This window comes from Enterobacter sp. SGAir0187 (assembly GCF_002952735.2).
GTDB classification, from domain to species: Bacteria; Pseudomonadota; Gammaproteobacteria; order Enterobacterales; family Enterobacteriaceae; genus Enterobacter; species Enterobacter quasiroggenkampii.
In genome coordinates this window covers 4082067-4108249 of the sequence record NZ_CP025034.2, presented here as the reverse complement: position 1 = coordinate 4108249, position 26183 = coordinate 4082067, and the positions used below count along the sequence as shown (strand labels likewise).

Annotated in this window: 21 protein-coding genes; 16 read left to right on the top strand and 5 right to left on the bottom strand. The window is 54.5% G+C overall.

Features of this window, described 5'->3' with window-relative positions:
• Nucleotides 1-133 precede the first annotated feature (133 nt).
• Nucleotides 134-706 carry an elongation factor P-like protein YeiP gene (gene yeiP, locus CWR52_RS19745; RefSeq protein WP_008500940.1) on the top strand — a complete coding sequence of 191 codons (573 nt, stop codon included), beginning with the start codon at nucleotides 134-136 and terminating at the stop codon, nucleotides 704-706.
• A gap of 117 nt (nucleotides 707-823) precedes the next feature.
• Here the strand turns inward: yeiP and uxuA are convergent, their stop codons facing one another.
• Nucleotides 824-2014 carry a mannonate dehydratase gene (gene uxuA / locus CWR52_RS19740; RefSeq protein ID WP_104950500.1) on the bottom strand — a complete coding sequence of 397 codons (1191 nt, stop codon included), beginning with the start codon at nucleotides 2012-2014 and terminating at the stop codon, nucleotides 824-826.
• 205 nt (nucleotides 2015-2219) lie between these two features.
• Here uxuA and CWR52_RS19735 point away from each other — a divergent pair, with 205 nt between their 5' ends.
• The 9 genes from CWR52_RS19735 to yejF all read left to right on the top strand — a co-directional run bounded on the left by CWR52_RS19735 (nucleotide 2220) and on the right by yejF (nucleotide 13812).
• Nucleotides 2220-3686 (top strand): mannitol dehydrogenase family protein, encoded by a 1467-nt coding sequence (locus CWR52_RS19735; protein ID WP_104950499.1) that lies wholly within the window; start codon nucleotides 2220-2222, stop codon nucleotides 3684-3686.
• Between the two features lie 122 nt (nucleotides 3687-3808).
• On the top strand, nucleotides 3809-4795 hold the full coding sequence (locus tag CWR52_RS19730) for a CobW family GTP-binding protein (protein WP_104950498.1): 987 nt from the start codon (nucleotides 3809-3811) through the stop codon (nucleotides 4793-4795).
• Between the two features lie 33 nt (nucleotides 4796-4828).
• A complete protein-coding gene (locus tag CWR52_RS19725; RefSeq protein ID WP_167467784.1) occupies nucleotides 4829-5530 on the top strand; it encodes a phosphatase PAP2 family protein in 702 nt (233 codons plus the stop codon).
• A 427-nt stretch (nucleotides 5531-5957) separates the two neighbouring features.
• On the top strand, nucleotides 5958-6527 hold the full coding sequence (mepS, locus tag CWR52_RS19720) for a bifunctional murein DD-endopeptidase/murein LD-carboxypeptidase (protein ID WP_008500946.1): 570 nt from the start codon (nucleotides 5958-5960) through the stop codon (nucleotides 6525-6527).
• Between the two features lie 128 nt (nucleotides 6528-6655).
• Nucleotides 6656-8212: a cyclic di-GMP phosphodiesterase gene (locus tag CWR52_RS19715; protein WP_104950496.1), complete on the top strand. Its 1557-nt coding sequence runs from the start codon at nucleotides 6656-6658 to the stop codon at nucleotides 8210-8212.
• Between the two features lie 74 nt (nucleotides 8213-8286).
• Nucleotides 8287-10092, top strand: coding sequence for an extracellular solute-binding protein (locus CWR52_RS19710; RefSeq protein WP_104950495.1), 1806 nt, complete (start codon nucleotides 8287-8289; stop codon nucleotides 10090-10092).
• Between the two features lie 9 nt (nucleotides 10093-10101).
• A complete protein-coding gene (locus tag CWR52_RS19705; RefSeq protein ID WP_008500949.1) occupies nucleotides 10102-11196 on the top strand; it encodes a microcin C ABC transporter permease YejB in 1095 nt (364 codons plus the stop codon).
• Nucleotides 11196-12221: an ABC transporter permease gene (locus CWR52_RS19700; protein ID WP_048224178.1), complete on the top strand. Its 1026-nt coding sequence runs from the start codon at nucleotides 11196-11198 to the stop codon at nucleotides 12219-12221. The genes CWR52_RS19705 and CWR52_RS19700 overlap by 1 nt, the downstream gene beginning before the upstream one ends.
• A 1-nt stretch (nucleotide 12222) precedes the next feature.
• Entirely contained in the window at nucleotides 12223-13812 is a 1590-nt protein-coding gene (gene yejF, locus CWR52_RS19695) for a microcin C ABC transporter ATP-binding protein YejF (protein WP_104950494.1), read from the top strand.
• A 3-nt stretch (nucleotides 13813-13815) separates the two neighbouring features.
• Here yejF and CWR52_RS19690 read toward each other — a convergent pair whose 3' ends face one another.
• The gene (locus CWR52_RS19690; RefSeq protein WP_008500952.1) at nucleotides 13816-14160 is read right to left on the bottom strand and encodes a YejG family protein; all 345 of its coding nucleotides are present in this window, start codon (nucleotides 14158-14160) and stop codon (nucleotides 13816-13818) included.
• Between the two features lie 342 nt (nucleotides 14161-14502).
• Entirely contained in the window at nucleotides 14503-14778 is a 276-nt protein-coding gene (locus CWR52_RS23605) for a PAAR domain-containing protein (RefSeq protein WP_104950493.1), read from the bottom strand.
• 177 nt (nucleotides 14779-14955) lie between these two features.
• On the opposite strand from CWR52_RS23605, the gene CWR52_RS19680 reads away from it, so the two are divergent.
• The 5 genes from CWR52_RS19680 to CWR52_RS19660 all read left to right on the top strand — a co-directional run bounded on the left by CWR52_RS19680 (nucleotide 14956) and on the right by CWR52_RS19660 (nucleotide 22084).
• The gene (locus CWR52_RS19680; RefSeq protein WP_104950492.1) at nucleotides 14956-17520 is read left to right on the top strand and encodes a DUF2345 domain-containing protein; all 2565 of its coding nucleotides are present in this window, start codon (nucleotides 14956-14958) and stop codon (nucleotides 17518-17520) included.
• Complete coding sequence (locus CWR52_RS19675; RefSeq protein ID WP_104950491.1) at nucleotides 17517-19793, top strand: T6SS effector phospholipase Tle3 domain-containing protein; 2277 nt, start codon at nucleotides 17517-17519, stop codon at nucleotides 19791-19793. Before CWR52_RS19680 ends, CWR52_RS19675 begins: the two co-directional genes overlap by 4 nt.
• The gene (locus tag CWR52_RS19670; protein WP_167467804.1) at nucleotides 19793-20506 is read left to right on the top strand and encodes a T6SS immunity protein Tli3 family protein; all 714 of its coding nucleotides are present in this window, start codon (nucleotides 19793-19795) and stop codon (nucleotides 20504-20506) included. The genes CWR52_RS19675 and CWR52_RS19670 overlap by 1 nt, the downstream gene beginning before the upstream one ends.
• Nucleotides 20507-20581: 75 nt before the next feature.
• Complete coding sequence (locus CWR52_RS19665; protein WP_422653405.1) at nucleotides 20582-21295, top strand: T6SS immunity protein Tli3 family protein; 714 nt, start codon at nucleotides 20582-20584, stop codon at nucleotides 21293-21295.
• A gap of 75 nt (nucleotides 21296-21370) precedes the next feature.
• Nucleotides 21371-22084, top strand: a complete 714-nt coding sequence (locus CWR52_RS19660; protein ID WP_252152201.1) for a T6SS immunity protein Tli3 family protein — start codon at nucleotides 21371-21373, stop codon at nucleotides 22082-22084.
• Between the two features lie 220 nt (nucleotides 22085-22304).
• Here the strand turns inward: CWR52_RS19660 and CWR52_RS19655 are convergent, their stop codons facing one another.
• Nucleotides 22305-23501 (bottom strand): Bcr/CflA family multidrug efflux MFS transporter, encoded by a 1197-nt coding sequence (locus CWR52_RS19655; RefSeq protein ID WP_008500953.1) that lies wholly within the window; start codon nucleotides 23499-23501, stop codon nucleotides 22305-22307.
• 15 nt (nucleotides 23502-23516) lie between these two features.
• Nucleotides 23517-24224: a 16S rRNA pseudouridine(516) synthase RsuA gene (gene rsuA / locus CWR52_RS19650; protein WP_021241522.1), complete on the bottom strand. Its 708-nt coding sequence runs from the start codon at nucleotides 24222-24224 to the stop codon at nucleotides 23517-23519.
• A gap of 152 nt (nucleotides 24225-24376) precedes the next feature.
• Between rsuA and CWR52_RS19645 the strand changes: the two genes are divergently transcribed.
• Entirely contained in the window at nucleotides 24377-26137 is a 1761-nt protein-coding gene (locus tag CWR52_RS19645; protein ID WP_104950490.1) for a DEAD/DEAH box helicase, read from the top strand.
• The last annotated feature ends 46 nt before the right edge of the window (nucleotides 26138-26183 follow it).

The following is a 26183-nucleotide window of genomic DNA, read 5'->3' as shown; positions in this document are numbered from 1 at the left end:
CAGTCGGGCATCGCGCGCACAGTAACACCTTTTGTGTATTGATAGCAAAAGCCACGAATTCCTCTTGCCTGAAAGGCCGCGCGCGAGTAATTTGGCGCGATATTTTTTACCTCCCGTAAACAGGATTACTGCAATGCCAAGAGCGAACGAAATTAAGAAAGGTATGGTACTGAATTACAACGGCAAACTGCTGATTGTGAAAGATATCGATATTCAGGCACCAAGCGCCCGTGGTGCAGCTACGCTGTACAAAATGCGTTTCGCCGATGTGCGTACCGGCCTGAAGGTGGAAGAGCGCTTTAAAGGTGACGATATCGTCGATACCGTCACCCTGACCCGTCGCTATGTTGATTTCTCCTATATCGACGGCAACGAATATGTGTTCATGGACAAAGAAGATTACACCCCGTACATCTTCACCAAAGATCAGATTGAAGAAGAGCTGCTGTTCATCCCGGAAGGCGGTATGCCAGACATGCAGGTTCTGACCTGGGACGGCGTGCTGCTGGCGCTGGAACTGCCTCAGACGGTCGATCTGGAAATCGTTGAAACGGCACCTGGCATCAAAGGCGCATCCGCAAGTGCCCGCAACAAACCGGCGACCCTGACGACCGGCCTGGTTGTGCAGGTACCGGAATACCTCTCTGCTGGCGAGAAGATCCGCATCCATATCGAAGAAAAACGCTATATGGGCCGCGCTGACTGATTGCGGCATTTGTCGGGTGGCGCTACGCTTACCCGACCCACGAAAAAACCGGCCCTGAAGCCGGTTTTTGTGTTTTCGTAGGCTGGGTAAGGCGAAGCCGCCACCCGGCAATGCCGGTTACAGCAGCTCCGGATACTTCGTCATCTTCAGCGCCAGCTCAACGCCGCGCACTTCCGCCATCCCTTTAAGACGGCCAATCGCCGAATAACCCGGGTTAGTTTTCTTACGCAGATCATCCAGCATCTGATGGCCGTGGTCAGGACGGAACGGAATAGGACGCACATCGCCAATCTGCTTGCGACGCGCCTCTTCCGCCAGAATGGCGTCTACCACCGCCACCATATTCACATCACCGCCCAGGTGCGCCGCCTCATGGAAGGTTTTTGGATTCTCTTCACGGCAGGTCGCACGCAGATGCGTGAAGTGGATACGATCGCCGAAGGTTTCAATCATCCGCACCAGGTCGTTATCCGCCCGCACACCGTAGGAGCCGGTACACATGGTGAAGCCGTTATAGATGCTGTCGACCGTCTCTTTCAGCCACTGCATATCTTCAATCGTGGACACGATACGCGGCAGGCCGAGGATTGGACGCGGTGGATCGTCCGGATGTACGGCCAGGCGAACCCCTACCTCTTCCGCAACCGGCACGATAGCGCGCAGGAAATACGCCATGTTTTCACGCAGCTGCTGCTTATCAATATCGCCGTATTCCGCCAGGCGGGCGCGGAACTGATCCAGCGTATACCCTTCTTCAGCCCCAGGCAGGCCCGCAATAATATTACGGGTCAGCTTTTCGATATCTGCGTCACAGGCGGCGTTAAACCACGCGAGCGCCTGCTGCTGCTCATCCGCGGTGTAATCCGCTTCTGCGCCAGGGCGTTTCAGAATGTGCAGTTCGAATGCCGCAAAGGCAATCTGATCGAAGCGCAGCGCTTTCGAGCCGTCCGGCATCTGATATTCAAGGTCGGTTCGTGTCCAGTCCAGGATAGGCATAAAGTTGTAGCAAACCGTATCAATGCCGCAGGCCGCAAGGTTACGGATGCTCTGCTGGTAGTTAGCAATCCAGGTCTGGTACTCCCCTGAATGGGTTTTGATGTCTTCGTGAACCGGAATGCTTTCTACCACAGACCAGGTTAATCCCTTCTCCGCCAACAGCGCCTGACGCGTCTGTATTTCCTCTACCGGCCAGACCTGACCGTTAGGAATATGATGCAGCGCCGTGACGACACCCGTTGCGCCAGCCTGACGCACATCATCAAGAGAAACCGGATCGTTCGGCCCGTACCACCGCCAGGTTTGTTCCATTGCCTCACCCTCTTAAGTTGTTATACCAATATGTGCTACTGCAATGACGACTACCATACATGTTTGCCGTGAAGGGTCAATACACCGCCACACATTGATTGATCAAACTCACATAACGGGGATATTTACGGCTCACCAATTTAATTTGCTGTCATATAACTTTACACTGACATTGTTAATTAATAGTTAATCAGGTGTGTATCTCATGAAGACAATTGCCTCCACCGCCCTTCCTGCCCAGGTTCAGCAACCTCGCTACGATCGCCAGTCATTACGCTCCCGCATCGTCCACTTTGGCTTTGGCGCGTTTCACCGTGCGCACCAGGCATTGTTAACAAATCGGGTGCTGAATGAAAAAGGCGGCGACTGGGGGATTTGTGAGATTAGCCTTTTCAGCGGCGATGTGCTGATGAGCCAGCTGCGCGCGCAGGATCATCTGTTCACCGTGCTGGAAAAAGGGGCTGAAGGAAATGAGGCCATTATCGTCGGTGCTGTCCATGAATGCCTGAACGCAAAGCTGGACTCCCTGCCCGCCATTATTGAGAAATTTTGCGAGCCTCAGGTTGCGATTGTCTCGCTCACCATCACGGAAAAAGGCTATTGCATCGATCCCGCGACCGGAAAACTCGATCTGAATAACCCCCGGATCGTCCACGACCTTGAAAACCCCTCCGAGCCACATTCGGCCCCTGGCATCCTGGTCGAAGCCCTCCACCGCCGCCGCGAGCGCGGCCTGCCTGCGTTTACCGTGCTGTCCTGCGACAATATCCCTGACAACGGGCACGTGGTGAAAAACGCGGTGCTGGGCATGGCGCAAAAACGTTCCGCCGGGTTATCTGAATGGATTGATAGCCACGTGAGTTTCCCGGGGACGATGGTCGACAGGATTGTGCCCGCCGCGACGGAGGCCTCGCTGGCGGAAATCACCAACGCGCTCGGCGTGGAAGATCCGTGCGCCATCAGCTGCGAGCCGTTCATTCAGTGGGTCATAGAAGATAATTTTGTCGCCGGGCGTCCCGAGTGGGAAGTGGCGGGTGTCCAGATGGTGCAGGATGTGCTGCCGTGGGAGCAGATGAAATTACGCATGCTTAACGGCAGCCACTCTTTCCTGGCGTATCTGGGGTACCTCGCGGGCTACGCTCATATAAATGAATGCATGGAGGACGCGGCATTCCGTGAAGCCGCCCGTCGGCTGATGCTGGACGAACAGGCCCCCACGTTGCGCATTAAGGATGTCGACCTCACCGCATACGCCGATAGCCTGATCGAACGCTTTGCCAACCCGGCCCTCCAGCATCGGACCTGGCAAATCGCGATGGACGGTAGCCAGAAGCTGCCCCAGAGAATGCTGGACGGGATCCGCGTTCATCTTGAGCGAAATACGCCGTGGTCGCTGCTGGCGCTGGGCGTGGCCGGCTGGATACGCTACGTCAGCGGTACCGACGAACGCGGAAACGCGATTGACGTTCGCGATCCCCTCAGCGATAAAATCCGCGCCATCGTCAACGCCAGCAGCGACGCTGACCGCGTCCACGCGCTGCTGGGGCTGAGTGAGGTCTTCGGTCACGATCTTGCGCGTAATCGCGTTTTTGTGGAGGCTGTCAGCCAGGCCTATGAGCGCATTACCCGCCACGGCGCGCGTCAGGCTGTTATCGAAACGTTAAATCTTTAACGATTATTGCGCTTAATGCGAACGGATGAGGCCTCCGTTCGCCCTTCCCCTTCTCACGGGGCCCGTTTTTCGCCAGGATAGAGAACAGTGTTATCGCATCACAATTCTCATCCGGAGCGCACGTGACCAAAACCAACCTCATCACCGGTTTTCTCGGCAGCGGTAAAACGACCTCAATTCTCCACCTGCTGGCGAATAAAGATCCGGCCGAGAAGTGGGCCGTGCTGGTCAATGAATTTGGCGAGGTGGGCATTGACGGCGCGTTGCTGTCATCCAGCGGTGCGATGATTAAAGAGATCCCTGGCGGATGCATGTGCTGCGTTAATGGCCTGCCGATGCAGGTCGGGCTCAATACCCTGCTGCGTCAGGGCAAACCTGACCGCCTGCTGATTGAACCCACCGGGCTGGGTCACCCGAAGCAGATCCTCGATTTATTGACCGCCCCGGTTTACGAGCCGTGGATCGATCTGCGCGCCACCCTGTGCCTGCTCGATCCGCGTCAGCTTCTGGATGACAAGGCGTTGGCCAACGAGAACTTCCGCGATCAGCTCGCCTCGGCGGACGTTATCGTCGCCAACAAGGAAGATCGCGCCACGCCAGAAAGCCAGGCCGCGCTGGAGGCGTGGTGGCACCATTTTGGCGGCAATCGCACGCGGGTGCAGGCCACCCAGGGGAATATTGATAGCGCCCTGCTTGACCTGCCTCGTCTGAATCTCACCGAGCTGCCCGCCAGCGCGGAGCATGCGCACAGTCATCCGGTTAAGCAGGGGCTGGCAGCCCTGAGTCTGCCGGAGCACCAGCGCTGGCGTCGTAATCTGAACAGCGGTCAGGGATATCAGGCCTGCGGATGGATTTTTGATGCTGAAACCGTTTTCGACACCATTGGGATCCTGGAGTGGGCCCGCCTTGCGCCCGTCGATCGCGTGAAAGGGATCATGCGTACGCCGGACGGACTGGTGCGGATCAACCGCCAGGGCGACGATTTCTTTATTGAAACGCAAAACGTGGCGCCGCCCGACAGCCGAATAGAGTTAATTAGTGCGGTTAACGCCGACTGGAATGCCCTCCAGTCCAGCCTGTTGAGGATTCGTTTAAGTTCGGGCGGCTAACGTTGCCCCAGTTTTCACTCAATGCAGAACGTTATGACAACTCGATTTCCCCTGATATTACTGCTTAATGTCGCCGGTCTGGCGCTTTTCTTCTCCTGGTATATCCCGGTGAATCATGGTTTCTGGTTCCCACTGGATTCTGCCCTCTTCCACTTCTTCAACCAGGAGCTGGTAAAGAGCAATGCGTTCCTGTGGCTGGTGGCCATCACCAACAACCGCGCCTTTGACGGCTTCTCGCTGCTGGCGATGGGCTGCCTGATGCTCTCTTTCTGGCTGAAAGAAGATAAAGCAGGACGCCGACGTATTCTGATTATCGGTCTGGTGATGCTGCTGTTTGCTGTCATCATTAACCAGCTGGCCACCGCGATTATTCCGGTTAAGCGTTCCAGCCCAACGCTCTTTTTCACCGATATTTATCGCGTCAGTGAGCTGCTGCATATTCCAACAAAAGACGCGTCGAAGGAGAGTTTCCCTGGCGATCACGGCATGATGCTGCTTATTTTTTCCGCAATTATGCTTCGCTATTTCGGCAGAAAAGCGTTTGCCATAGCCCTGATTATTTTTGTGGTTTTTGCCTTCCCGCGCGTAATGATTGGCGCTCACTGGTTCACCGATATTGCCGTCGGTTCGCTCTCCGTTGCGCTGATTGCGCTGCCGTGGTGTTTGATGACCCCACTGAGCGACAGGATAATAGCGCTGTTCGATCGCTACCTTCCCGATAAAGCGCAACAATAATTGAACAAATAACTAACCTAAATTAACGTGAGCTATCAGGGATCGACATGATCCCCGATAGCCTTCCCGCCACGATCTTTTCCCAGTGTCATATTCTTGTCATCACATTCATGATAAAAATGAAGCAATTGCGCGATAAAGCCTCGGATCTGACCGCATTTTAAGCAATTACGGATTTTTACTTTCTGTATCACATTTTCTTATAAAAAAAAGGCTTTTTTTACTCGCAATACCCCTGGCAATCGGTTAATCTCGAACTCGTTTTGCCCCATAGGGATAATTATTTCGATGGTGAATAATTTTGTGCGCTATGCCACAAATGTGACCAGAAAGAATTGTCTCGATGTGAACAGATAATTAGTCTCGTCACGTTTGGCATTTTTATAACGATATTTGTCGTTAAGGACTTCAAGGGAAAATAAACAAAATGGTCAAATCTCAACCGTTTCTGAGATATATCTTACGGGGGATCCCGGCGATAGCAGTCGCGGTACTGTTATCTGCATGTAGTACATCGAACACCGCGAAGAATATGCATCCTGAGACGCGTGTTGTGGGAATGGAAGATTCCTCTTCACTGCAAGCCTCTCAGGATGAATTTGAAAATATGGTACGTAATCTGGACGTGAAGTCCCGCATTATGGACCAGTATGCTGACTGGAAAGGCGTGCGTTATCGTCTTGGCGGCAGCACGAAAACAGGTATTGATTGTTCCGGTTTTGTACAGCGTACGTTCCGCGAGCAATTTGGGTTAGATCTTCCGCGTTCGACCTATGAACAGCAGGAGATGGGCAAGTCGATTTCACGTACCAAACTGCGCACCGGTGATTTAGTTCTGTTCCGTGCCGGTTCGACAGGTCGACATGTTGGCATCTACATTGGTAATGACCAGTTTGTACATGCCTCCACCAGCAGCGGTGTGACCATTTCCAGCATGAACGAACCGTACTGGAAGAAGCGTTATAACGAAGCGCGCCGCGTACTGACCCGCAGTTAATATGATGATTGTATCGCTGGTTATCCCTTGGCTGGCGATACAATAAAAAAAAAGCACTGCTTCGGCGGTGTTTTTTTTTGCCCGTTACACTGAATACATCCAGCGGCATTTCAGGAATCACGACGTTTATGCTTACCCGCTACTTCTCCAGTCAAAGAAAGATACTGATCCTCAGCATTATTACTGGCCTGGTCACAGCCCTTCTCCTGGGTTCATTGCAGTTTTTCTGGAGCTACCACAAGCGGGAAGTCCGGTTCGATACGCTGATTAAGGACGTGCGCATCTACATGGAGAACTATTTCGAGGAGCTGAAAACCTCTATCGATGTGCTCCAGCCGCTCACGCTAAATAATTGCCAGGACGTTAACGCGGAGCTTACCTCGCGTGCAGCCTTCAGCATCAACGTGCGCGCCTTCCTGCTGGTCAGAAACAAACTGGCCTTCTGCTCGTCAGCCACAGGGCCAATGAATACCCCGATGGAGGAGCTGATACCCGAACTGCACATCAACAAGCCGCTTGATATCGCACTTCTGCCCGGCACGCCCATGTTGCCCCATAGACCTGCCATTGCCATCTGGTATCGTAATCCTTTAGTAAAAGACGGCGGCGTGTTCACCTCTGTGAATCTCAACCTGACGCCGTACCTGCTTTATACCGCACGCCAGGACGAGTTTGCCGGCATCGCGATTATCATCGGCGACAAGGCATTATCCACCTCGTCGAGCAACATTGTCAGGGCGAGTGATTTACATCAAACGCCAGCGCGAACCGCGACGATCAAAGAAGTCCCTCTGACCATCAAACTGTACGCCAGGGAGTGGACAAGCGCGGAGATCCTTTTTGCCCTGTTCTTCGGGCTATTATGCGGCATTGCGGCTGGGTCGCTTAACTTCTATATCCTCACCCTGCGTCTCAACCCGGGTAAAGAAATTTTAAGCGCCATCAAGCGCGGTCAGTTTTATGTGGTTTATCAGCCCGTCGTCGATGCCAAATCGCTCAGGATGACCGGGCTTGAAGTCCTGATGCGCTGGAAACATCCGACAATGGGAGAAATTCCGCCGGACGCGTTTATTAATTTTGCCGAAGCGCAGAAGCTGATTGTCCCGCTGACGCTGCATCTCTTTGATCTTATCATTCACGACGCTCCCGTATTACAAACGCTGTTACCTCCGGGCGCAAAGGTGGGCATCAACATTGCGCCGGGTCATCTGCATGCGGAAAGCTTTAAAGACGATATGCGCACCTTCAAAGCGTTATTGCCGCCGGATTATTTCCAGATCGTGCTGGAAATTACCGAGCGCGATATGCTTAACCATCGGGAAGCCAACAGCCTCTTCGAATGGCTGCATAACGAAGGGTTTGAAATCGCCATCGATGATTTTGGAACCGGCCACAGCGCGCTGATTTACCTTGAGCATTTCACCATGGACTACCTCAAAATCGACCGTGGTTTTGTGAATGCGATCGGCACTGAGACCGTGACGTCGCCGGTGCTGGATGCCGTTCTGACGCTGGCAAGACGACTGAATATGTCGACCGTCGCCGAAGGGGTAGAGACGCCGGAACAGGCGGCCTGGCTGCGCGAACACGGCGTTAACTTCCTGCAGGGATACTGGATTAGCCGTCCGATGCCGCTGGCGCAGTTCCGCGAATGGCGGCCTGATATTTCGCCCGAGGGCGATTAATTTCACATTGTCCGCGACGTCACTTATTATTCAGCTTAACCGAGCCGGTCTGTAAAAGAGGGAGCTGCCGCGAGATGCTTATGCGCTTTATGTTGCTGATGTTGGCATTCACGAGCCTGTCCAGCCAGGCGCAAGCCATCAAAGAAAATATCGCCTTCGCGGTGATTGGCGAGCCGAAATACGCGGTCAATTTTACGCACTTTGATTACGTCAACCCTGCCGCGCCGAAGGGCGGTAAGGTCACGCTTTCCGCCACGGGAACCTTCGACAACTTCAACCGCTACGCCCTGCGCGGCGTGGCGGCCGCGCGGACGGAATCCCTTTACGATACGCTCTTTGTCACCTCCGATGACGAACCTGGCAGCTATTATCCGCTGATTGCCGAGAACGTGCGCTACGCCGATAACTTTGCCTGGGCGGAAATCTCGCTGAACCCGCGAGCACGTTTTCACGATGGCACGCCGGTTAAGGCCAGCGACGTTGCGTTCACCTTCCATAAATTCATGACCGAAGGCGTGCCCCAGTTCCGCATCGTGTATAAAGGCGCATCGGTCAGAGTCATTGCGCCGCTCACCGTGCGCATCGAACTGAGCGACCCCAACAAAGAGAACATGCTGAGCCTGTTCTCGCTGCCGGTGATGCCGGAATCGTTCTGGAAAGATCATAAGCTGAGCGACCCGCTCTCAACGCCACCACTGGCTGGCGGCCCCTACCGCATCACCGACTGGCGCATGGGGCAATATCTCGTCTATTCCCGCGTCAAAGATTACTGGGCGGCCAATCTGCCGGTAAACCGCGGGCGCTGGAACTTCGACACCCTTCGTTATGATTACTACCTCGACGATAACGTGGCGTTTGAGGCGTTCAAAGCCGGGGCATTCGATTTGCGCGTCGAGAATAGCGCCAAAAACTGGGCGACCCGCTACATCGGCAAAAATTTTGCTAAAGGCTATATCGTCAAAGACGAGCACAAAAATGCGTCTGCGCAAGACACGCGCTGGCTGGCGTTTAATATTCAACGTCCGGTATTTAATGACCGCCGGGTGCGGGAAGCCATCTCCCTGGCCTTTGATTTTGAGTGGATGAACAAAGCGCTGTTTTACGGTGCCTACAGCCGCGCCAACAGCTATTTTCAGAATACCGAATACGCCGCGCGCGATTATCCGAAAGCCGACGAACTGGTTCTGCTGGCGCCGCTAAAAGCGGAGGTTCCGCCACAGGTGTTCACCACCGTATTTCAGCCGCCCGCATCGAAGGGTGACGGCTACGACCGTGACAACCTGCTGAAGGCCAGCAAGCTGCTGGATGACGCGGGCTGGCACCTCAAGAATCAAAAACGTGTGGATGCCAAAACGGGCAAGCCGCTCAGCTTTGAGCTGCTGCTCTCATCCGGAGGCAACGATCAGTGGGTGCTGCCGTTTAAGCACAATCTTGAGCGGCTGGGCGTGACCATGAACATTCGCCAGGTGGATAACGCGCAGATCACCAGCCGCATGCGCAGCCGTGATTACGACATGATGCAGCGCCTGTGGCCCGCCCAACCGTGGCCCAGCTCGGACCTGCAAATCTCCTGGGCCTCCAGCTACATCGACTCCTCCTACAATGCGCCGGGGGTAAAAAGCCCGGCGATTGATGCGCTGATTGCGAAAATCGTGGCGGCGCAGGGGGATAAAGAAAAGCTCCTGCCGCTCGGGCGCGCCCTCGACAGGGTCTTAACCTGGAACTACTACATGCTGCCAATGTGGTATATGGGCGAAGATCGCCTTGCGCGCTGGGATAAGTTCTCCGTGCCTGCCGTGCGCCCTGTCTACTCCCTGGGCTTTGATACCTGGTGGTATGACGTTAACAAAGCCGCCAGACTTCCTGCTGAGCGGCGATAAGGAATTATCATGGGTGCCTATCTTCTCCGCCGTCTGCTGCTGGTCATCCCTACCCTGTGGGCCATCATCACGATTAACTTTTTTATCGTGCAAATCGCCCCCGGTGGGCCGGTCGATCAGGCCATTGCCGCCATTGAATTTGGCAACAGCGGCGGCATGCCCGGCGGCGGCGGTGAAGGGATGGGTGCCAGCCATGCGCGAACCGGCGTAGGGAATATCAGTGAAAGCCACTACCGCGGCGGACGCGGGCTGGATCCGGAAGTGATCGCCGAGATCACCCACCGCTACGGCTTTGACAAACCGATTCACGAGCGCTATTTCAAAATGCTCTGGGATTACATCCGCTTTGATTTTGGCGATAGCCTGTTTCGCAGTGCGTCAGTGCTGACGCTGATCAAGCAAAGCCTGCCGGTTTCGATCACGCTGGGGCTGTGGGGTACGCTTATCATCTATCTGGTCTCTATTCCGCTCGGGATCCGCAAAGCGGTGTACAACGGCAGCCGGTTCGATATCTGGAGCAGCACGTTCATCATTATCGGCTATGCCATCCCGGCGTTTCTGTTCGCCGTTCTGCTGATCGTCTTTTTTGCCGGGGGCAGTTATTTTGATCTCTTCCCGCTGCGAGGGCTCGTCTCCGCCGATTTCAGTTCCCTGCCCTGGTACCAGAAAATTACCGACTATCTCTGGCATATTACGCTGCCGGTTCTGGCAACGGTCATTGGCGGGTTTGCGGCCCTCACCATGTTGACCAAAAACGCCTTTCTCGATGAAATTCGTAAACAGTACGTCGTCACGGCCCGCGCCAAGGGCGTGAGCGAGAAGCAGATCATGTGGAAACACGTGTTCCGCAACGCCATGCTGCTGGTGATCGCCGGGTTTCCGGCCACGTTCATCAGTATGTTTTTTACCGGCTCGCTGCTGATAGAGGTGATGTTCTCGCTCAACGGTCTGGGACTGCTGGGCTATGAGGCCACGGTGTCGCGCGATTATCCGGTAATGTTTGGCACACTCTATATATTTACCCTGATTGGCCTGCTGCTGAATATCATCAGCGATATCAGCTATACGCTGGTCGATCCCCGAATCGATTTTGAGGGCCGATGATGCCGCGTTTAAGCCCCGTCAACCAGGCCCGCTGGGCCCGCTTTCGCCACAACCGCCGCGGCTATTGGTCGCTGTGGATTTTTGCCGTGCTGTTTGTCTTAAGTCTGTTTTCAGAACTGATCGCCAACGACAAACCGTTGCTGGTACATTTTAACGATCGCTGGTACGTGCCGGTCATCGCCAATTACAGCGAAAGCGACTTTGGCGGCCCGTTTGCGACACCGGCGGAGTATCAGGATCCGTGGCTTCGCCAGCAGATTGAGCAGCACGGCTGGGCGCTCTGGGCGCCGGTACGTTTTGGCGCAAACAGCATTAACTTCGCCACCACAAGCCCCTTCCCTTCCCCGCCCTCCGCGCAAAACTGGCTGGGAACGGATGCTAACGGTGGCGACGTGCTGGCACGCATCCTGTACGGCACGCGAATCTCGCTTCTCTTTGGACTGATGCTGACGCTCTTCTCAAGCGTGATGGGCGTCGTGGCGGGCGCCGTTCAGGGTTACTACGGCGGGAAGATTGACCTGTGGTGTCAGCGGATTATTGAAGTCTGGTCAGGCATGCCGACGCTGTTTCTTATCATCCTGCTTTCCAGCGTCGTACAGCCCAACTTCTGGTGGCTATTAGGCATCACCGTCCTGTTCGGCTGGATGGCGCTGGTCGGCGTGGTAAGGGCCGAGTTTCTGCGCACCCGTAATTTCGACTATATTCGCGCCGCGCAGGCGCTTGGCGTGAGCGACCGCGGGATCATTTTCCGCCATATGTTGCCCAACGCCGTGGTGGCAACGCTCACCTTCCTGCCGTTTATTCTGTGTAGCTCCATCACCACCCTCACCTCACTGGATTTTCTCGGTTTCGGGTTACCGTTGGGTTCCCCATCGCTTGGTGAACTGCTGCTGCAGGGCAAGAACAACCTGCAGGCGCCGTGGTTAGGCATCGCCGCCTTTCTTTCCGTGGCCGTGCTGCTGTCGCTGCTGATTTTTATTGGCGAAGCCGTGCGCGATGCCTTTGATCCGAACAAGGCGGTATAAGATGACCCAGCCCCTGCTCAGTATTGATAACCTGTCGATTGCCTTTTCCAAACAGGACGAGACGCGCACCGTGGTCAGCGATCTGACGCTGCAGATCCAGCGCGGTGAAACGCTGGCCCTGGTGGGTGAATCGGGTTCAGGCAAGAGCGTTTCGGCGCTCTCCATCCTGCGGCTGCTACCCTCTCCGCCAGTGAGCTACCCGCAAGGGGATATTCTCTTTCACGGCCGTTCGCTGCTGCACGCCGACGAACAGACCCTGCGCGGCATTCGCGGCAACAAAATCGCGATGATCTTCCAGGAGCCCATGGTGTCGCTTAACCCGCTGCACAACCTGGAAAAACAGCTCTATGAAGTGCTCTCCCTGCACCGTGGGATGCGCAAAGAGGCCGCGCGGGGAGAAATTCTGGATTGTCTTGAACGCACAGGCATACGCAATGCGGCTAAACGACTGAATGATTTTCCGCATCAGCTCTCCGGCGGCGAACGCCAGCGCGTGATGATCGCCATGGCCCTGCTCACGCGCCCCGAACTGCTGATAGCCGACGAGCCCACAACGGCGCTGGACGTGACGGTACAGGCGCAAATACTGACGCTGCTGCGGGAACTGCGTGACGAGCTGAACATGAGCCTGCTGTTTATCACGCACAACCTGAGCATTGTCAGAAAGCTGGCCGACAGCGTGGCGGTGATGCAGAACGGGCGCTGTGTTGAACAGAATACGGCATCAACACTGCTGAGCGCGCCGCAGCACCCCTATACGCAGCGCCTGCTTGATAGCGAACCCTCCGGCGACCCGGTTCCTCTCGATGCGGACAGCACGCCGCTGCTGCGCGTTGAGGATCTGTCCGTCTCGTTCCCGATCCGCAAAGGTATTCTACGACGCATTGTCGATCGCAATCCGGTGCTGAAAAACCTCCGCTTCTCGCTGCGCCCGGGGGAATCCCTGGGGCTGGTGGGCGAATCCGGCTCGGGTAAAAGCACCACCGGTCTGGCGCTGCTGCGCTTAATTGCCTCCCAGGGCGAGATCCTGTTTGACGATATGCCGCTGCACCGCTGGAACCGCCGCCAGATGCTGCCCGTGCGTCCCCGCATGCAGGTGGTGTTTCAGGATCCCAACTCCTCACTTAACCCACGGCTCAGCGTGTTACAGATTATCGAAGAGGGTCTGCGCGTCCATCAGCCCGGCCTGAGCGCGCAGCAACGCGAGCAGGAGGTCATGCGGGTCATGACCGAAGTGGGCCTGGATCCCGAGACCCGCCACCGTTATTCGGCTGAATTCTCCGGCGGCCAGCGCCAGCGTATTGCCATCGCCCGCGCGCTGATCCTGAAACCGGAGCTGATTATTCTGGATGAACCCACGTCGTCGCTGGACAGGACCGTTCAGGCGCAGATCCTGGCGCTACTGAAAGGGCTTCAGGAAAAGCACCGGCTGGCCTATATCTTTATCAGCCATGATTTACAGGTGGTGCGGGCGCTATGCCATCAGGTGATTGTGTTGCGTCAGGGAGAGGTGGTCGAGCAGGGTGATTGCCAGCGCGTATTTAGCGCGCCAACGCAGCGCTACACGCGCCAGCTGTTGTCGTCAGACTAGCGCTCAGAACGGGTACTGGCCGGAGAAAGGCTCGGCAATGGCAACGCCAAAATTTTTCAGACGGCAGGTGGCAGCAAACTCGTCCTGGCTTTTCACAAACAGGCACGGCTCACCTTCGCACTCCAGTACGGAGCTGTCCACTTCGATATCTGTCAGGGCCTGACTGAGACGCTCCATCACCCGCCAGGCATTTTCGTCACTCGGGCTTAACAGCTTGAGCGCCACCAGGCAGTTTTCACAGCCCGCGACGTTTTGCGGAATCGGTTCAACTTTCGAACCAGCAAAACCCGCCGACCAGCGATAGCTCTGGGGCAAGCGATGGACAATAGAAAGTTGTAATGTATTCACGTTCGTTCCCCGGAAGCAAAATTTACTTCACAATTTATTTACATTTATAGTAACACATCATCGTCAGCCTGCACTATTCAGCACTTTTTTATCGGTATTCAGGCTCGCGTCGGCGCTATATGTACCCGTTTCTGCGATCTAACTCAACCTTTTTGAATACAATGATGTGACTTTTTACACAAATAGATTTTACATAAAATAAACAAACACAGCATAAACGAACGGGGTTTGGTTGATATGCATCAACAAAAAAGGCCCTGCCGGGCCCTCCAGACTGCTGGCAATGTCTCCTGGCTGAAAAGTCAGTCTAAAGCTGACGTGAATTTGCGCATGCGCAAATCACTAACCTTTCTCTCCGGTTTCTGACACGCTGCTTTTATACCGACTAATCACTATTGCCCCGCAAGTAGTTTTATCTCCCTGCAGAACGCGACGTTGACCATTAACAGTGACATGGCTCGACCCAATTAACATGGCCTCTTTACCGCATTGAGGGCAATCGAACTTATGGCCGGTAACGACCATTGGAGCACGGTCAACGGTGTGCGTGTAAATGCCCTGTACAATTGAACCGCCGTGCGTCGTGGTATCTCCCACTAAAATAAATCGCTGATTCATTCGTATCCGTCCTTGAATGAAATGTCTTTAAGTACAGTTAAAATTATGATGAAGCATATTTATACAGATAACCATTCAAAATCAATGGTCTTAGGTTGTATAGTTTGCAACCTATCGTGAACTTAATGCAAATTCACGATTGCTGAAAGATCAGTCATGTGACTGTAAAGGACACCTATGAATGGACGCGAAATACGGTTATCTACTGAACCGGTGGTATTCAATCCAGAAGAAAGTCTGAATAAATACCTCCTGAACATCAGCCGTTCTGACTTGATTGCCGATGTGGAATCATTCACCGGCGAAGAAGCACTGAGTACCCCCTATCGTTACACCATCCGTTTTACCTCAACCACAGCTGATGCTGAAGCCTTTCATATCGTGCAGAAAGAAGCATCATTTATTCTTCGAGCCAACAACCCTGCCTGGTCGACCTATTTTCCCGATCGCGGGAAATGGGTGGCTTTGCGTAAAATCCCTGGTGTCATAACCGAGATCAGCAGGATCAGTAGCAGCGCTGACGAAACGCTGTACGAAGCCGTGCTGGAACATCCTCTGGCACTACTAAACGCCCGGTATCGCAGCGCTATCTATCAGAATGTCTCTGTACCCGAACTGGTTAAGCGCATCCTCAAAGAACACTACTTTGAGGGGTACGAAATCAATTTTGACCTGCTTCACTGGGAATATCCGCAGCGGGAGATGATCGTTCAGTGGAAGGAGAGCGATCTGGCGTTCATCCAACGCTTGCTGTCTGAAGTGGGAATATGGTTCCGGTTCGAACTGCATCCCGACCATGACAATATTGTTGTTATCGTGTTCGGAGATTCCGGGGCGCACTATGTGCACAACCACAAGATCGCGGCAATCAACCCGGCAGGAACCACAGGCAATAGCTACAGCCTGCGAAAAATGACAACCAGGCATGCCATCGTACCCGGCTCGGTCGACGTGCGTAACTACAACTATCGGGAGAGTCGACGTTTCAGGACACTCGAAACCCAGGCCGATAAATCCCGACAGCCAGAACTGGTTTACGGTGGCGAATATCACTACGCGGATAATCATCTGGTATCCGGCGATCGTTACGCGACAGGCAAAGGCCAACAGGCCGAAACCAGTTGGCACTTTGCCCGAATTCGTCATGAATGCCTGCTTAGCAATATGATTACGCTGGAAGCCGTAGCCGACGATCCCGCTATTGTGCCGGGCTTCGATCTCGATATCACCGGCACCAAACCAGCCGCCTTTGACAAAGGGATGGTTGTTACCAGCATTCGCTCTACAGGGTCACGAAAGAGCAGTTTTCAAAGTGAAATTAAAGGGGTTCCCTACAGCGAGATCTGGTGCTATCGCCCTGAGCGTCTGCCACGCCCAATCATCGCAGGCACAATCCCGGCGAGAGTATCAGGGATAAGTCTTAACGATCGGCTTTCGCGAATTGATAATCATGGCCGTTATCGGGTGCACTTTAACTTTGACCAGGCTGAATGGAAAAAGGGGCTGGAGAGTATGCCTGTCAGGTTAGGGAGACAATACGCCGGTGATACTTATGGGATACATTTCCCGCTCCTCGATAATACGGAAGTTGGCATTGCGTTTGAAAATGGCGACCCGGAACGTCCGTTCATAGCGCATGCCTTCCATGATGATATTAATCCTGATTTAGTCACTGACCGAAACAGCACGCGAAACATCATCAGGACGCCACGAAATAACAAACTTCGGATGGAGGATAAGAAAGGCCAGGAACACATCAAAGTTGCGACGGAGTACGGTAAGTCACAACTGAACCTGGGCCACCTGGTAGACGCATCTGGCAAGCCGCGAGGCGAAGGCGTTGAGTTACGTACAGACAAGCAGGCTTCATTGCGTTCTGCTGAAGGTTTTCACATCACCACAGAAGCACAATCAAAAGCGACCGGCCATCAAAATGACATGGCCGCGACCATAGCGCAGCTTGAATCTGCGTTACAACTGGCCCGCTCGCTTCAGGCGAGTTCGGAAATAGCTGACACGCCAGCCGCCGATCTGTCGCCGGTGACTGAACTTCGGCAGCGAGTCGCAAAACCAGAAGATGCCACGCTCTCCCTGCATGGTGAAACCGGCATAGCGCTCACCTCTCCTCAATCAGTCTTGCTGCATGCCGGAGAGAACATGATCACAACGGCCAGGCAGGACATGAATGCCAACGCCTTCCGTCGCATGACTCTGGCCGCAGGGGAAGTTTTCTCCGTATTCGTTCGCAAAGCAGGTATGGTGCTTACCGCTGCAAAAGGGTCGATTCGCCTGACTGCTCAGAAGGGGGAAATTAACGCCGTTGCGAATCAGAACATTAATCTGACCAGTTCACAGGGCAAAATTGTCCTGAATGCGAAGGATGAATTGTTGTTGATGTGCGCAGGCGCGGGCATTCGTCTTAAGCAGGGTGAAATCGAATTTATTGCCCCGCATTACGTCCGTTTTAAAGCTCCTGCCGTCGATTACATGGCGAAGGCAAGTCTCGACCATCTGAAACCTACCTTTGCTGAAGGTGAGTTGGCTCAGCAGTTCCGGCTACATGCTCCTGACGACCCGGATCATATTCTCAAAGGTCAACGTTTCAGGCTCCATAAAAAGGGCGAAGTCATTGAGGGGATCACCGATGATAACGGTGAATCGCCGCTCCTGAACACGTCTGAACTTGAAACCAGGTCACTCGAATTAGTCCATGAGTCAGAAGCCCCGGAGGGAACCGTATGAGTGAGTCAACTGATGCGCAGAACGCCAACCCATTTGATGAGGCCCCAGAGTCTCACGATCCGCAAAGTTACGGCGCACATAACAAGCGTTTCCTGGCGCAGCAGTGTATCGGTGTTCCGGTAAATGCGGGTAAATCAATGTACACCACGAACTGCCCCGTTCACCGTCCAATGCCAGGCATTGTGATCCTGGTTCATGGTGTGAATGACGTGGGGGAAGCCTATCAGAACCAGGAGCGCGGCATCATCGAAGGGCTGAAAAAGCGGCTTGGCCGCGATGATTTATGGCCGCATGAGTGGGAAGAAAAAACCTACAAAATCCGTAACGCAGAAGGAGTAATGGAGGATTGTACCGATACACAGAAAAAACAAATGGTCTGCTCCAGTACTCCCGTGCGTTCGCCGGTGATCCCGTTTTATTGGGGCTATCGCCCTGTTGATAAGGCTATGTGGGAGGATGACCAGCGCCAGTACCGCGAAGCCATGCGCAAGAGCGGTAATAGCTCAGAAACCCCCTTACCCTATGATGCTTATCGTGAAAACGACCCGGCGATCTTAAAACGATTCGGCGGTAAGTATGCGATGGACTGCTTTCACAATACTCTGGACTTGAATGGCGTCTGGGGAGGTGGAACGTTCGCCAATGCCACGACCAGCATCCCTGATATGCTTGGGCCGGGAGCTGGTGGCACAGCGCTGGGCGCGGTGGGCTTTTTGAGCCGGAGTGAACTGGCAAATGGCGGTGACTTTACCCATCCGGTATACGGCAACCCACACCGTATTTATCAGTTTTATGCCGCGCAGCGGCTGGCAAATCTGATAATAACAATTCGGCGAACCCCGGCAACGCGCAACGACACGATTAACATTGTTGCGCACAGCCAGGGAACTATTATCACGATGTTGGCAAACATGCTGGTCAAGCAAGCAGAACTGGCCCCAGTTGATTGCGTTATCCTCAATCACTCTCCGTATTCTCTTGAAAATCGCTGGCTGGAGAACGGTCAGCCAGGCCACCACCAGACTGACGCCGCCCGTCAGCAAACCTTTGAGAATTTCTGCCGTCTGATGGCAACGAATGAAAAATATGCGACCAGCGGCGACGGCCTGATGACTGCCGCAGATCAACAAACGCTGCTCGACACAATGGCCCTCCCGCGCAAGGAGTTCAGCCGTAACTGGTATGATTCGCCTTTAAATCAGCGTAATAACTTCGGCAAAGTCTATAACTATTTCTGCCCGAATGATGGAACCGTATCACTGCTTCCCATTCAGGGTTTCGGCTGGCGCGGGGTACCACAAAAGCTGGCCGACACCATCCCCAATTTACGCCAGCGCGTTTTTTTCCAGAACAGCAGTGTTGGTCTTGCGCCTGATGGAAAACCGTTCCGTAAGCCTGCTGCGGGAAAAGGTGATTTCTCCTATTCAGCACTGACAAACGCAACCTGGGATTACAGCGATGTGGTGCCTAACGGCGAAGCCCTGCCTGAGCCGTTTATTTTCACGCTGATGGGGCAACTAAACCCGCTCGATACCAATGCTGATAAAGATAACGCCTACAAAGCCCCTGTCGGGGGGAATGACGTTATGGTTTCGTATAACGCCAAAGCAGGAGCAACCAGCAACTTCCGACGAACAAAGGAGGAGGTTTTTGACTGCCCCCCGTATGAACCGTTCAAACATCTACGGCCCGGTCATGTACTGACGAAAAACGAAATCAGCACGCTCAAGTATTGGCGCAATATCGATATCGTCAGCGGTGAAGTTATCGGCGTTAACGATGCCAACAAAAAAATCGTTGTACGCCGGAATTTGACCGAAGCCGAGCTGCACAAGCTATTCAGTTCTTCAGATGATGTGATGTTCAGCCAGCATTCATCTATCGTCATGTCGCCTAAAGTGCCTGAACTGGCGATGGCCTATGACCTGGCAATTGGCCCCTGTAAGTCGTTTGATTTTGAGCATGGTGCATTTTGGCGGGAATTAATCGCATTGGCCGACTGGCGCAGTTGGTCAACAGACAGTTATGCAAGGAATTATTATCGAACGGGTGAGCTACGATTTGAAACAACCAAAAAGTATATGAATAAACCGGATTCAGTCTTACCTACCGGCGAGTATGGGGTGGTGAACCAGTTTATGAATGCAACACGTGTGATTCCTGCTCGCTATCCGGAAGTTCATAACCGTGAAGTGGCAAATCTTCAATGGCCAATGCCTCCCGTTGAAGGATTTAACACAGTCCCCTCTGAACCGAAAAGGAAAGTCGGATGATGAATAAAACAGCTGCTCATGCAATGCTGGCCGGGCTGATGCTATTGTCGGGATGCACACAGGCGCAGGACGCGCCGACGCAGGTTATTTACCGCTTTGACGACCATCGTTACCTGGAACTGAAGGGATGGAACTGTGAGGGCGCGTTGTACTACGTTGACCCGGTGCGCGGTATCCGTTCTGAAGTCGCCAGCCAGTTTTACCGGGCATTTGCTGACAAGTATGTGCATCCCTCCGAGCGTTATATTGCCATTCCTGGGTGGGAAACCGATGCCTTCCTTGTTTCAAAAAACTACGGTGAGACATGGCAAGTTGCGCCATTTAACACCGGTTTTCATACGATCGAACCGGACGGCTCAAACAGCCCATCCAGAGAAAACATGCTCTCGTTCACGGTCGTTAACGATCAGGGCTTTCTCTTAACCCGCCAGGGCAATCTCTACATGAGCTCAAAGCCCTTCGATGACCCGCGGATTTTGCCCGGTGGTCCGGGTATTGATTATGTCGATGAAGACGGTGATAAGCATCACCTTCGACCGGGTTTTGCCGGACCAAAATGGGGGCTGACATATATTCCACCCAAAACAATCGACCTACTAACTGACCAGTTTCTGACGAACTGGCAGGACTTGCCGACCCGCGTACCAGAGGTGCGTAACTATAAGGGCTGGGATCATATGCAGTGCAACCCGGATAAAGGGCTTGAGCGGTGAGCGCCCTGATTCGGGCACGCCTCCCGTTAAAGGATTTAGCAAAATCTCCCCTGCGCCGAGAAGGAAAGCCGGATGATGAATAAACGAGTGGGCCTGGCAATGTTGGCCGGGCTGATGTTGATGGCGGGATGCACACTGGCGCAGGACGCGCCTACGCAGGTGATATACCGCTTTGACGATTATCGTTACCTTGAACTGAAAGGATGGAACTGCCAGGGCGCGTTGTACTACGTTGACCCGGTGCGTGGTATCCGCTCTGAAGTCGCCAGCCAGTTCTACCGGGCATTTGCTGGCAAATATGTGCATCCTTCCGAGCGCTACATTGCCATTCCGTCCTGGGATACGGATGCCTTTGCAGTTTCAAAAGATTACGGAAAAACCTGGAAATCAGCACCGTTTAACACTGGTTTTCATACGGTCGAACCGGACGGCTCAAACAGCCCATCCAGAGAAAACATGCTCTCGTTCACGGTCGTTAACGATCAGGGCTTTCTCTTAACCCGCCAGGGCAATCTCTACATGAGTTCAAAACCCTTCGATGACCCGCGGATTTTGCCCGGTGGTACGGGTATTGATTATGTCGATGAAGACGGTGATAAGCATCACCTTCGACCGGGTTTTGCCGGACCAAAATGGGGGCTGTCATATATTCCACCCAAAACAATCGACCTACTAACTGACCAGTTTCTGACGAACTGGCAGGACTTGCCGACCCGCGTACCAGAGGTGCGTAACTATAAGGGCTGGGATCATATGCAGTGCAACCCGGATAAAGGGCTTGAGCGGTGAGCGCCCTGATTCGGGCACGCCTCCCGTTAAAGGATTTAGCAAAATCTCCCCTGCGCCGAGAAGGAAAGCCGGATGATGAATAAACGAGTGGGCCTGGCAATGTTGGCCGGGCTGATGTTGATGGCGGGATGCACACTGGCGCAGGACGCGCCTACGCAGGTTATTTACCGCTTTGACGACCATCGTTACCTGGAACTGAAGGGATGGAACTGTGAAGGGGCATTATTCTACATTGACCCGCAGCGCGGTATACGTTCAGAAGTTTCCAGCCAGTTCTACCGGGCATTTGCTGGCAAATATGTGCATCCTTCCGAGCGCTACATTGCCATTCCGTCCTGGGATACGGATGCCTTCGCTGTTTCAAAAGATTACGGAAAAACCTGGCAATCAGCACCATTTAACACCGGTTTTCATACGGTCGAACCGGACGGCTCAAACAGCCCATCCAGAGAAAACATGCTCTCGTTCACGGTCGTTAACGATCAGGGCTTTCTCTTAACCCGCCAGGGCAATCTCTACATGAGTTCAAAACCCTTCGATGACCCGCGGATTTTGCCCGGTGGTACGGGTATTGATTATGTCGATGAAGACGGTGATAAGCATCACCTTCGACCGGGATTTGCCGGAGCAGCCTGGGGGCTATCGTACATTCCTCCGAAGTCTCTTAAATACCTAACGGCTTCTGAGTTGTCATACTGGAAGGACTTGCCGACCCGCGTACCAGAGGTGCGTAACTATAAGGGCTGGGATCATATGCAGTGCAACCCGGAGAAAGGGTTTGAGCCATGAGTTACTGATGCGGGCCTTCAGACTGTTGATAAAGTGCATTTAGTGAGTTTCGCCCGGCGGCGCTACGCTTGCACGGGCCTACGATGAATGATGCAATTTATTGATATTGTTGAGATATGTATGCCTGGCAAGCGCAGCATCACCCGGCAAGAAACCAGCAGCATAATGAATAGCGGGGTTTGTCATCAATCTGAAGGCCCTGACGGGCCTTCTCTGTGTTTCAGTGAGCCGCTTTTCGCGGTCGACTGGCGTAAAGATAGAAGAGTATCGAGCTGGTTGCGCAAAAAGCCATCGCCCACAGCATCGGCCATGCCGTCGTAAAGGTGGCCATCGAAAGCAACGCCCCAACGATAGCGCCGATGCCGAAGCGAAACGTCCCCGCCAGGGAGGATGCGGTTCCCGCCATATGCGGGAACTCATCCAGGATCACCGCCATCGCATTGGATGACACCATCGACACGCAGCCGACAAAGGCCGCCACGCCAACCACCAGCGCCCAGAAGCCCACGCCCAGAAACGCGCTCACCACCAGCCAGATCGCCATCACAAACTGGATCCACAGCCCGGCGCGGAACATGTTCAGCGCCCCCACCCGTCGGACAAAGCGGCTGTTGATGATGGTCATGATGAACAGGAAGACGATGTTAAGCGCAAAGTAATAGCCGAAGTGCTGCGGCGACACGTGGTTAAGCTCGATGTAGACAAACGGCCCGGCGCTCAGGAAGGAGAACATCCCGGCGAAGCTGAACCCGCTTGCCAACATATAGCTCAGCACCCGCTTGTGGCGAAACAGCGAGGCAAAGTTACCGATGGTGGTTCGGATGTGAAACTTCTGGCGGCGCTCGACGGGAAGCGTTTCATCAATAAAGAAGAAGATCATCGCGGAGGCCAGCAGCGCGGCCAGGGCCAGGATCCAGAAAATCACATGCCAGCTGAACCACACCAGCACCGCACCACCGGCCATCGGGGCCACCAGCGGTGCAATCGTCGTCACCAGCATGACAAACGACATCATGCGGGAGAACTCTTCTTTCGGGTAGATATCGCGCATCAGGGCGTTAATCACCACGCTTGCCGCTGCCGCCGCCAGACCGTGGAAGAAACGCATGATAATCAGATGATCGATGGTCTGCGCCAGCGCGCAGGCAACCGCTGCGGCCGCAAAGACCAGCGTCCCGCCCAGAATGACCGGCTTGCGTCCAAGGCTGTCCGCCATCGGGCCATAAAACAGCTGGCCGAGGGCAAAGCCGAGAATATAGGTGCTGAGCGTCATCTGCGCGCTGCCCGCCGGGACGCCAAACTGTGCAGAAATCACCGGCAGCGCGGGCAGGTACATATCAATAGACAGCGGCATCAGCATGGCCAGCAGGCCAAGAATGAAGACGATTTTGAACGACGAGTGTGGCCTGGTGGTCACAGAGTTCTCCTGAAATTAGTGCGAAGGCAGACCGACGCTGGCGATCTCTTCTTCCGTTAACGGGCGATATTCGCCAGGCGCCAGGTCGGGATCGAGTTCAATCGCACCAATCCGTTCGCGATGCAGGCCAACAACGTGGTTCCCCACCGCGGCAAACATACGTTTCACCTGATGATAGCGCCCTTCGCTGATGGTCAGGCGGACCTCGGTCGGGGTGATGACTTCGAGCACCGCCGGTTTGGTCAGATCTTTTTCATTATGCAGCTGAACGCCTTTCGCGAAGTGCTCTGCCGTGTCATCCGACACCGGTGACTCCAGCGTCACGAGATAGGTTTTCTCGCAGTGGTGGCGTGGAGAGGTGATGCGGTGCGACCACTGACCGTCGTCGGTCATCAGCACCAGCCCGGTGGTGTCGATATCGAGTCGACCTGCGGCGTGCAGCTTGTGCGCCACCGGCTCGTCGAGGAAATAGAGCACCGTCGGGTGATCCGGATCGTCCGTTGAGCAGACGTAGCCTTCCGGCTTATTGAGCATGAAGTAGCGAGGACCGTGCTGCTGGGTCAGCGGATTGCCGTCATACTCCACCTGATGGTCAGGTTGCAGTTTGAACGCGCTGTCTCTCACAATGTCGCCGTCCACGGTAACGCGGCTGGCGCGAATTTCGCGCCCGGCAATAGCGCGGCTTACGCCGAGTTGCTGAGCGATAAACTTATCAAGTCGCATGAAATCTTTTTAGCCTTAATGGTGCAGGAAGTCGGACAACAGGTCCGAAAAAAGAAGCAGTCTGGAACGGTTCAGTATAATGGTCTGGTTGCGCCACTCAAGGGAAAAAGTTTCGTGGCATACTATATGCGGATTAACGAAACCGAGACCCCATGACTTTTACACTTCGTCCCTATCAGCAGGAAGCCGTTGACGCCACCCTCGCCTGGTTCCGTAAACATCGCGAGCCGGCGGCGATTGTGCTCCCGACCGGTGCAGGCAAAAGCCTGGTCATTGCCGAACTGGCGCGTCTGGCCCGCGGCCGCGTGCTGGTGCTGGCGCACGTTAAAGAGCTCGTCGCGCAAAACCACGCCAAGTATTGTGCGCTTCGACTGGAAGCCGACATTTTCGCCGCCGGTCTAAAGCGTAAAGAGAGCCACGGCAAGGTGGTGTTTGGCAGCGTGCAGTCGGTGGCCCGCAATCTGGATCTGTTTCGCAGCGAGTTTTCGCTGCTGATTGTCGACGAGTGTCACCGCATCAGCGATGACGACGACAGCCAGTATCAGCAAATCCTGTCCCACCTGAAAGAGGTGAATCCTCACCTGCGCCTGTTGGGCCTGACGGCGACCCCGTTTCGTCTGGGGAAAGGCTGGATCTATCGCTACCATTATCACGGCATGGTGCGCGGCGATGACAAGGCCCTGTTTAGCGACTGCATCTACGAGCTTCCGCTGCGCTATATGATTAAACATGGCTACCTGACGCCGCCTGAACGACTGGATATGCCGGTGGTGCAGTACGATTTCAGCCGCCTGCAGGCGCAGAGCAACGGGTTATTCAGCGAAGCGGATCTTAACCAGGAGCTGAAAAAGCAAAAGCGCATTACGCCGCATATCATCAGCCAGATTGAGGAGTTCGCCGCGACGCGCAAAGGGGTGATGATCTTTGCCGCCACCGTTGAGCACGCCCGCGAAATCACCGGGTTACTGCCCTCCGGCGACGCGGCGCTCATCACCGGCGAGACGCCCGGCCCGGAGCGCGACCGCCTGATTGAGGCCTTTAAAGCCCAGCAGTTCCGCTATCTGGTTAACGTATCGGTATTGACCACCGGCTTCGATGCCCCGCACGTCGATCTGATCGCCATTTTGCGCCCTACCGAATCGGTCAGTCTGTATCAGCAAATTGTGGGCCGCGGCCTGCGTCTGGCGCCGGGGAAAACCGACTGCCTGATTCTGGATTATGCCGGTAACCCGCACGATCTCTATACGCCTGAGGTCGGCGCACCAAAAGGGAAAAGCGACAACGTGCCCGTGCAGGTCTTTTGCCCTGCCTGCGGGTTTGCCAACACCTTCTGGGGCAAAACCACCGCCGACGGCACGCTGATCGAACATTTTGGCCGCCGCTGTCAGGGCTGGTTTGAAGATGATGACGGGCATCGCGAGCAGTGCGATTTTCGTTTCCGCTTTAAAAACTGCCCGCAGTGCAACGCCGAAAATGACATTGCCGCTCGCCGCTGTCGGGAGTGCGACACGGTGCTGGTTGACCCGGACGACATGCTGAAAGCGGCGCTAAAGCTGAAAGATGCGCTGGTGCTGCGCTGTTCCGGCATGGCGTTGCAGCCCGGCGCCGATGAAAAAGGCGAATGGTTGAAAATCACCTATTACGATGAAGACGGGGCGGACGTCAGCGAGCGCTTCAGGCTTCAGACGCCAGCTCAGCGAACGGCCTTCGAACAGCTGTTTATCCGCCCGCACACCCGCACTCCGGGCGTGCCCCTGCGCTGGATCACCGTGGCCGATATCGTGCGCCAGCAGGTGCTATTGCGCCATCCGGATTTTGTCGTCGCCCGCAAAAAAGGCCAGTTCTGGCAGGTGCGCGAAAAACTCTTCGACTACGAAGGTCGCTTCCGTCGCGCCAACGAATTGCGCGGGTAGCGGGACTTTTCATTGATGTGAGGGGCATTTGAGTATAAAATGCCGC

What these genes read in the sequence shown, in the direction of transcription:
- yeiP (WP_008500940.1), top strand. Translation starts at nt 134, where the DNA reads ATGCCAAGAGCGAACGAAATTAAGAAAGGTATGGTACTGAATTACAAC.
- uxuA (WP_104950500.1), bottom strand. Translation starts at nt 2,014, where the DNA reads ATGGAACAAACCTGGCGGTGGTACGGGCCGAACGATCCGGTTTCTCTT.
- CWR52_RS19735 (WP_104950499.1), top strand. Translation starts at nt 2,220, where the DNA reads ATGAAGACAATTGCCTCCACCGCCCTTCCTGCCCAGGTTCAGCAACCT.
- CWR52_RS19725 (WP_167467784.1), top strand. Translation starts at nt 4,829, where the DNA reads ATGACAACTCGATTTCCCCTGATATTACTGCTTAATGTCGCCGGTCTG.
- mepS (WP_008500946.1), top strand. Translation starts at nt 5,958, where the DNA reads ATGGTCAAATCTCAACCGTTTCTGAGATATATCTTACGGGGGATCCCG.
- CWR52_RS19715 (WP_104950496.1), top strand. Translation starts at nt 6,656, where the DNA reads ATGCTTACCCGCTACTTCTCCAGTCAAAGAAAGATACTGATCCTCAGC.
- CWR52_RS19710 (WP_104950495.1), top strand. Translation starts at nt 8,287, where the DNA reads ATGCTTATGCGCTTTATGTTGCTGATGTTGGCATTCACGAGCCTGTCC.
- CWR52_RS19705 (WP_008500949.1), top strand. Translation starts at nt 10,102, where the DNA reads ATGGGTGCCTATCTTCTCCGCCGTCTGCTGCTGGTCATCCCTACCCTG.
- CWR52_RS19700 (WP_048224178.1), top strand. Translation starts at nt 11,196, where the DNA reads ATGCCGCGTTTAAGCCCCGTCAACCAGGCCCGCTGGGCCCGCTTTCGC.
- yejF (WP_104950494.1), top strand. Translation starts at nt 12,223, where the DNA reads ATGACCCAGCCCCTGCTCAGTATTGATAACCTGTCGATTGCCTTTTCC.
- CWR52_RS23605 (WP_104950493.1), bottom strand. Translation starts at nt 14,778, where the DNA reads ATGAATCAGCGATTTATTTTAGTGGGAGATACCACGACGCACGGCGGT.
- CWR52_RS19680 (WP_104950492.1), top strand. Translation starts at nt 14,956, where the DNA reads ATGAATGGACGCGAAATACGGTTATCTACTGAACCGGTGGTATTCAAT.
- CWR52_RS19675 (WP_104950491.1), top strand. Translation starts at nt 17,517, where the DNA reads ATGAGTGAGTCAACTGATGCGCAGAACGCCAACCCATTTGATGAGGCC.
- CWR52_RS19670 (WP_167467804.1), top strand. Translation starts at nt 19,793, where the DNA reads ATGAATAAAACAGCTGCTCATGCAATGCTGGCCGGGCTGATGCTATTG.
- CWR52_RS19665 (WP_422653405.1), top strand. Translation starts at nt 20,582, where the DNA reads ATGAATAAACGAGTGGGCCTGGCAATGTTGGCCGGGCTGATGTTGATG.
- CWR52_RS19660 (WP_252152201.1), top strand. Translation starts at nt 21,371, where the DNA reads ATGAATAAACGAGTGGGCCTGGCAATGTTGGCCGGGCTGATGTTGATG.
- rsuA (WP_021241522.1), bottom strand. Translation starts at nt 24,224, where the DNA reads ATGCGACTTGATAAGTTTATCGCTCAGCAACTCGGCGTAAGCCGCGCT.
- CWR52_RS19645 (WP_104950490.1), top strand. Translation starts at nt 24,377, where the DNA reads ATGACTTTTACACTTCGTCCCTATCAGCAGGAAGCCGTTGACGCCACC.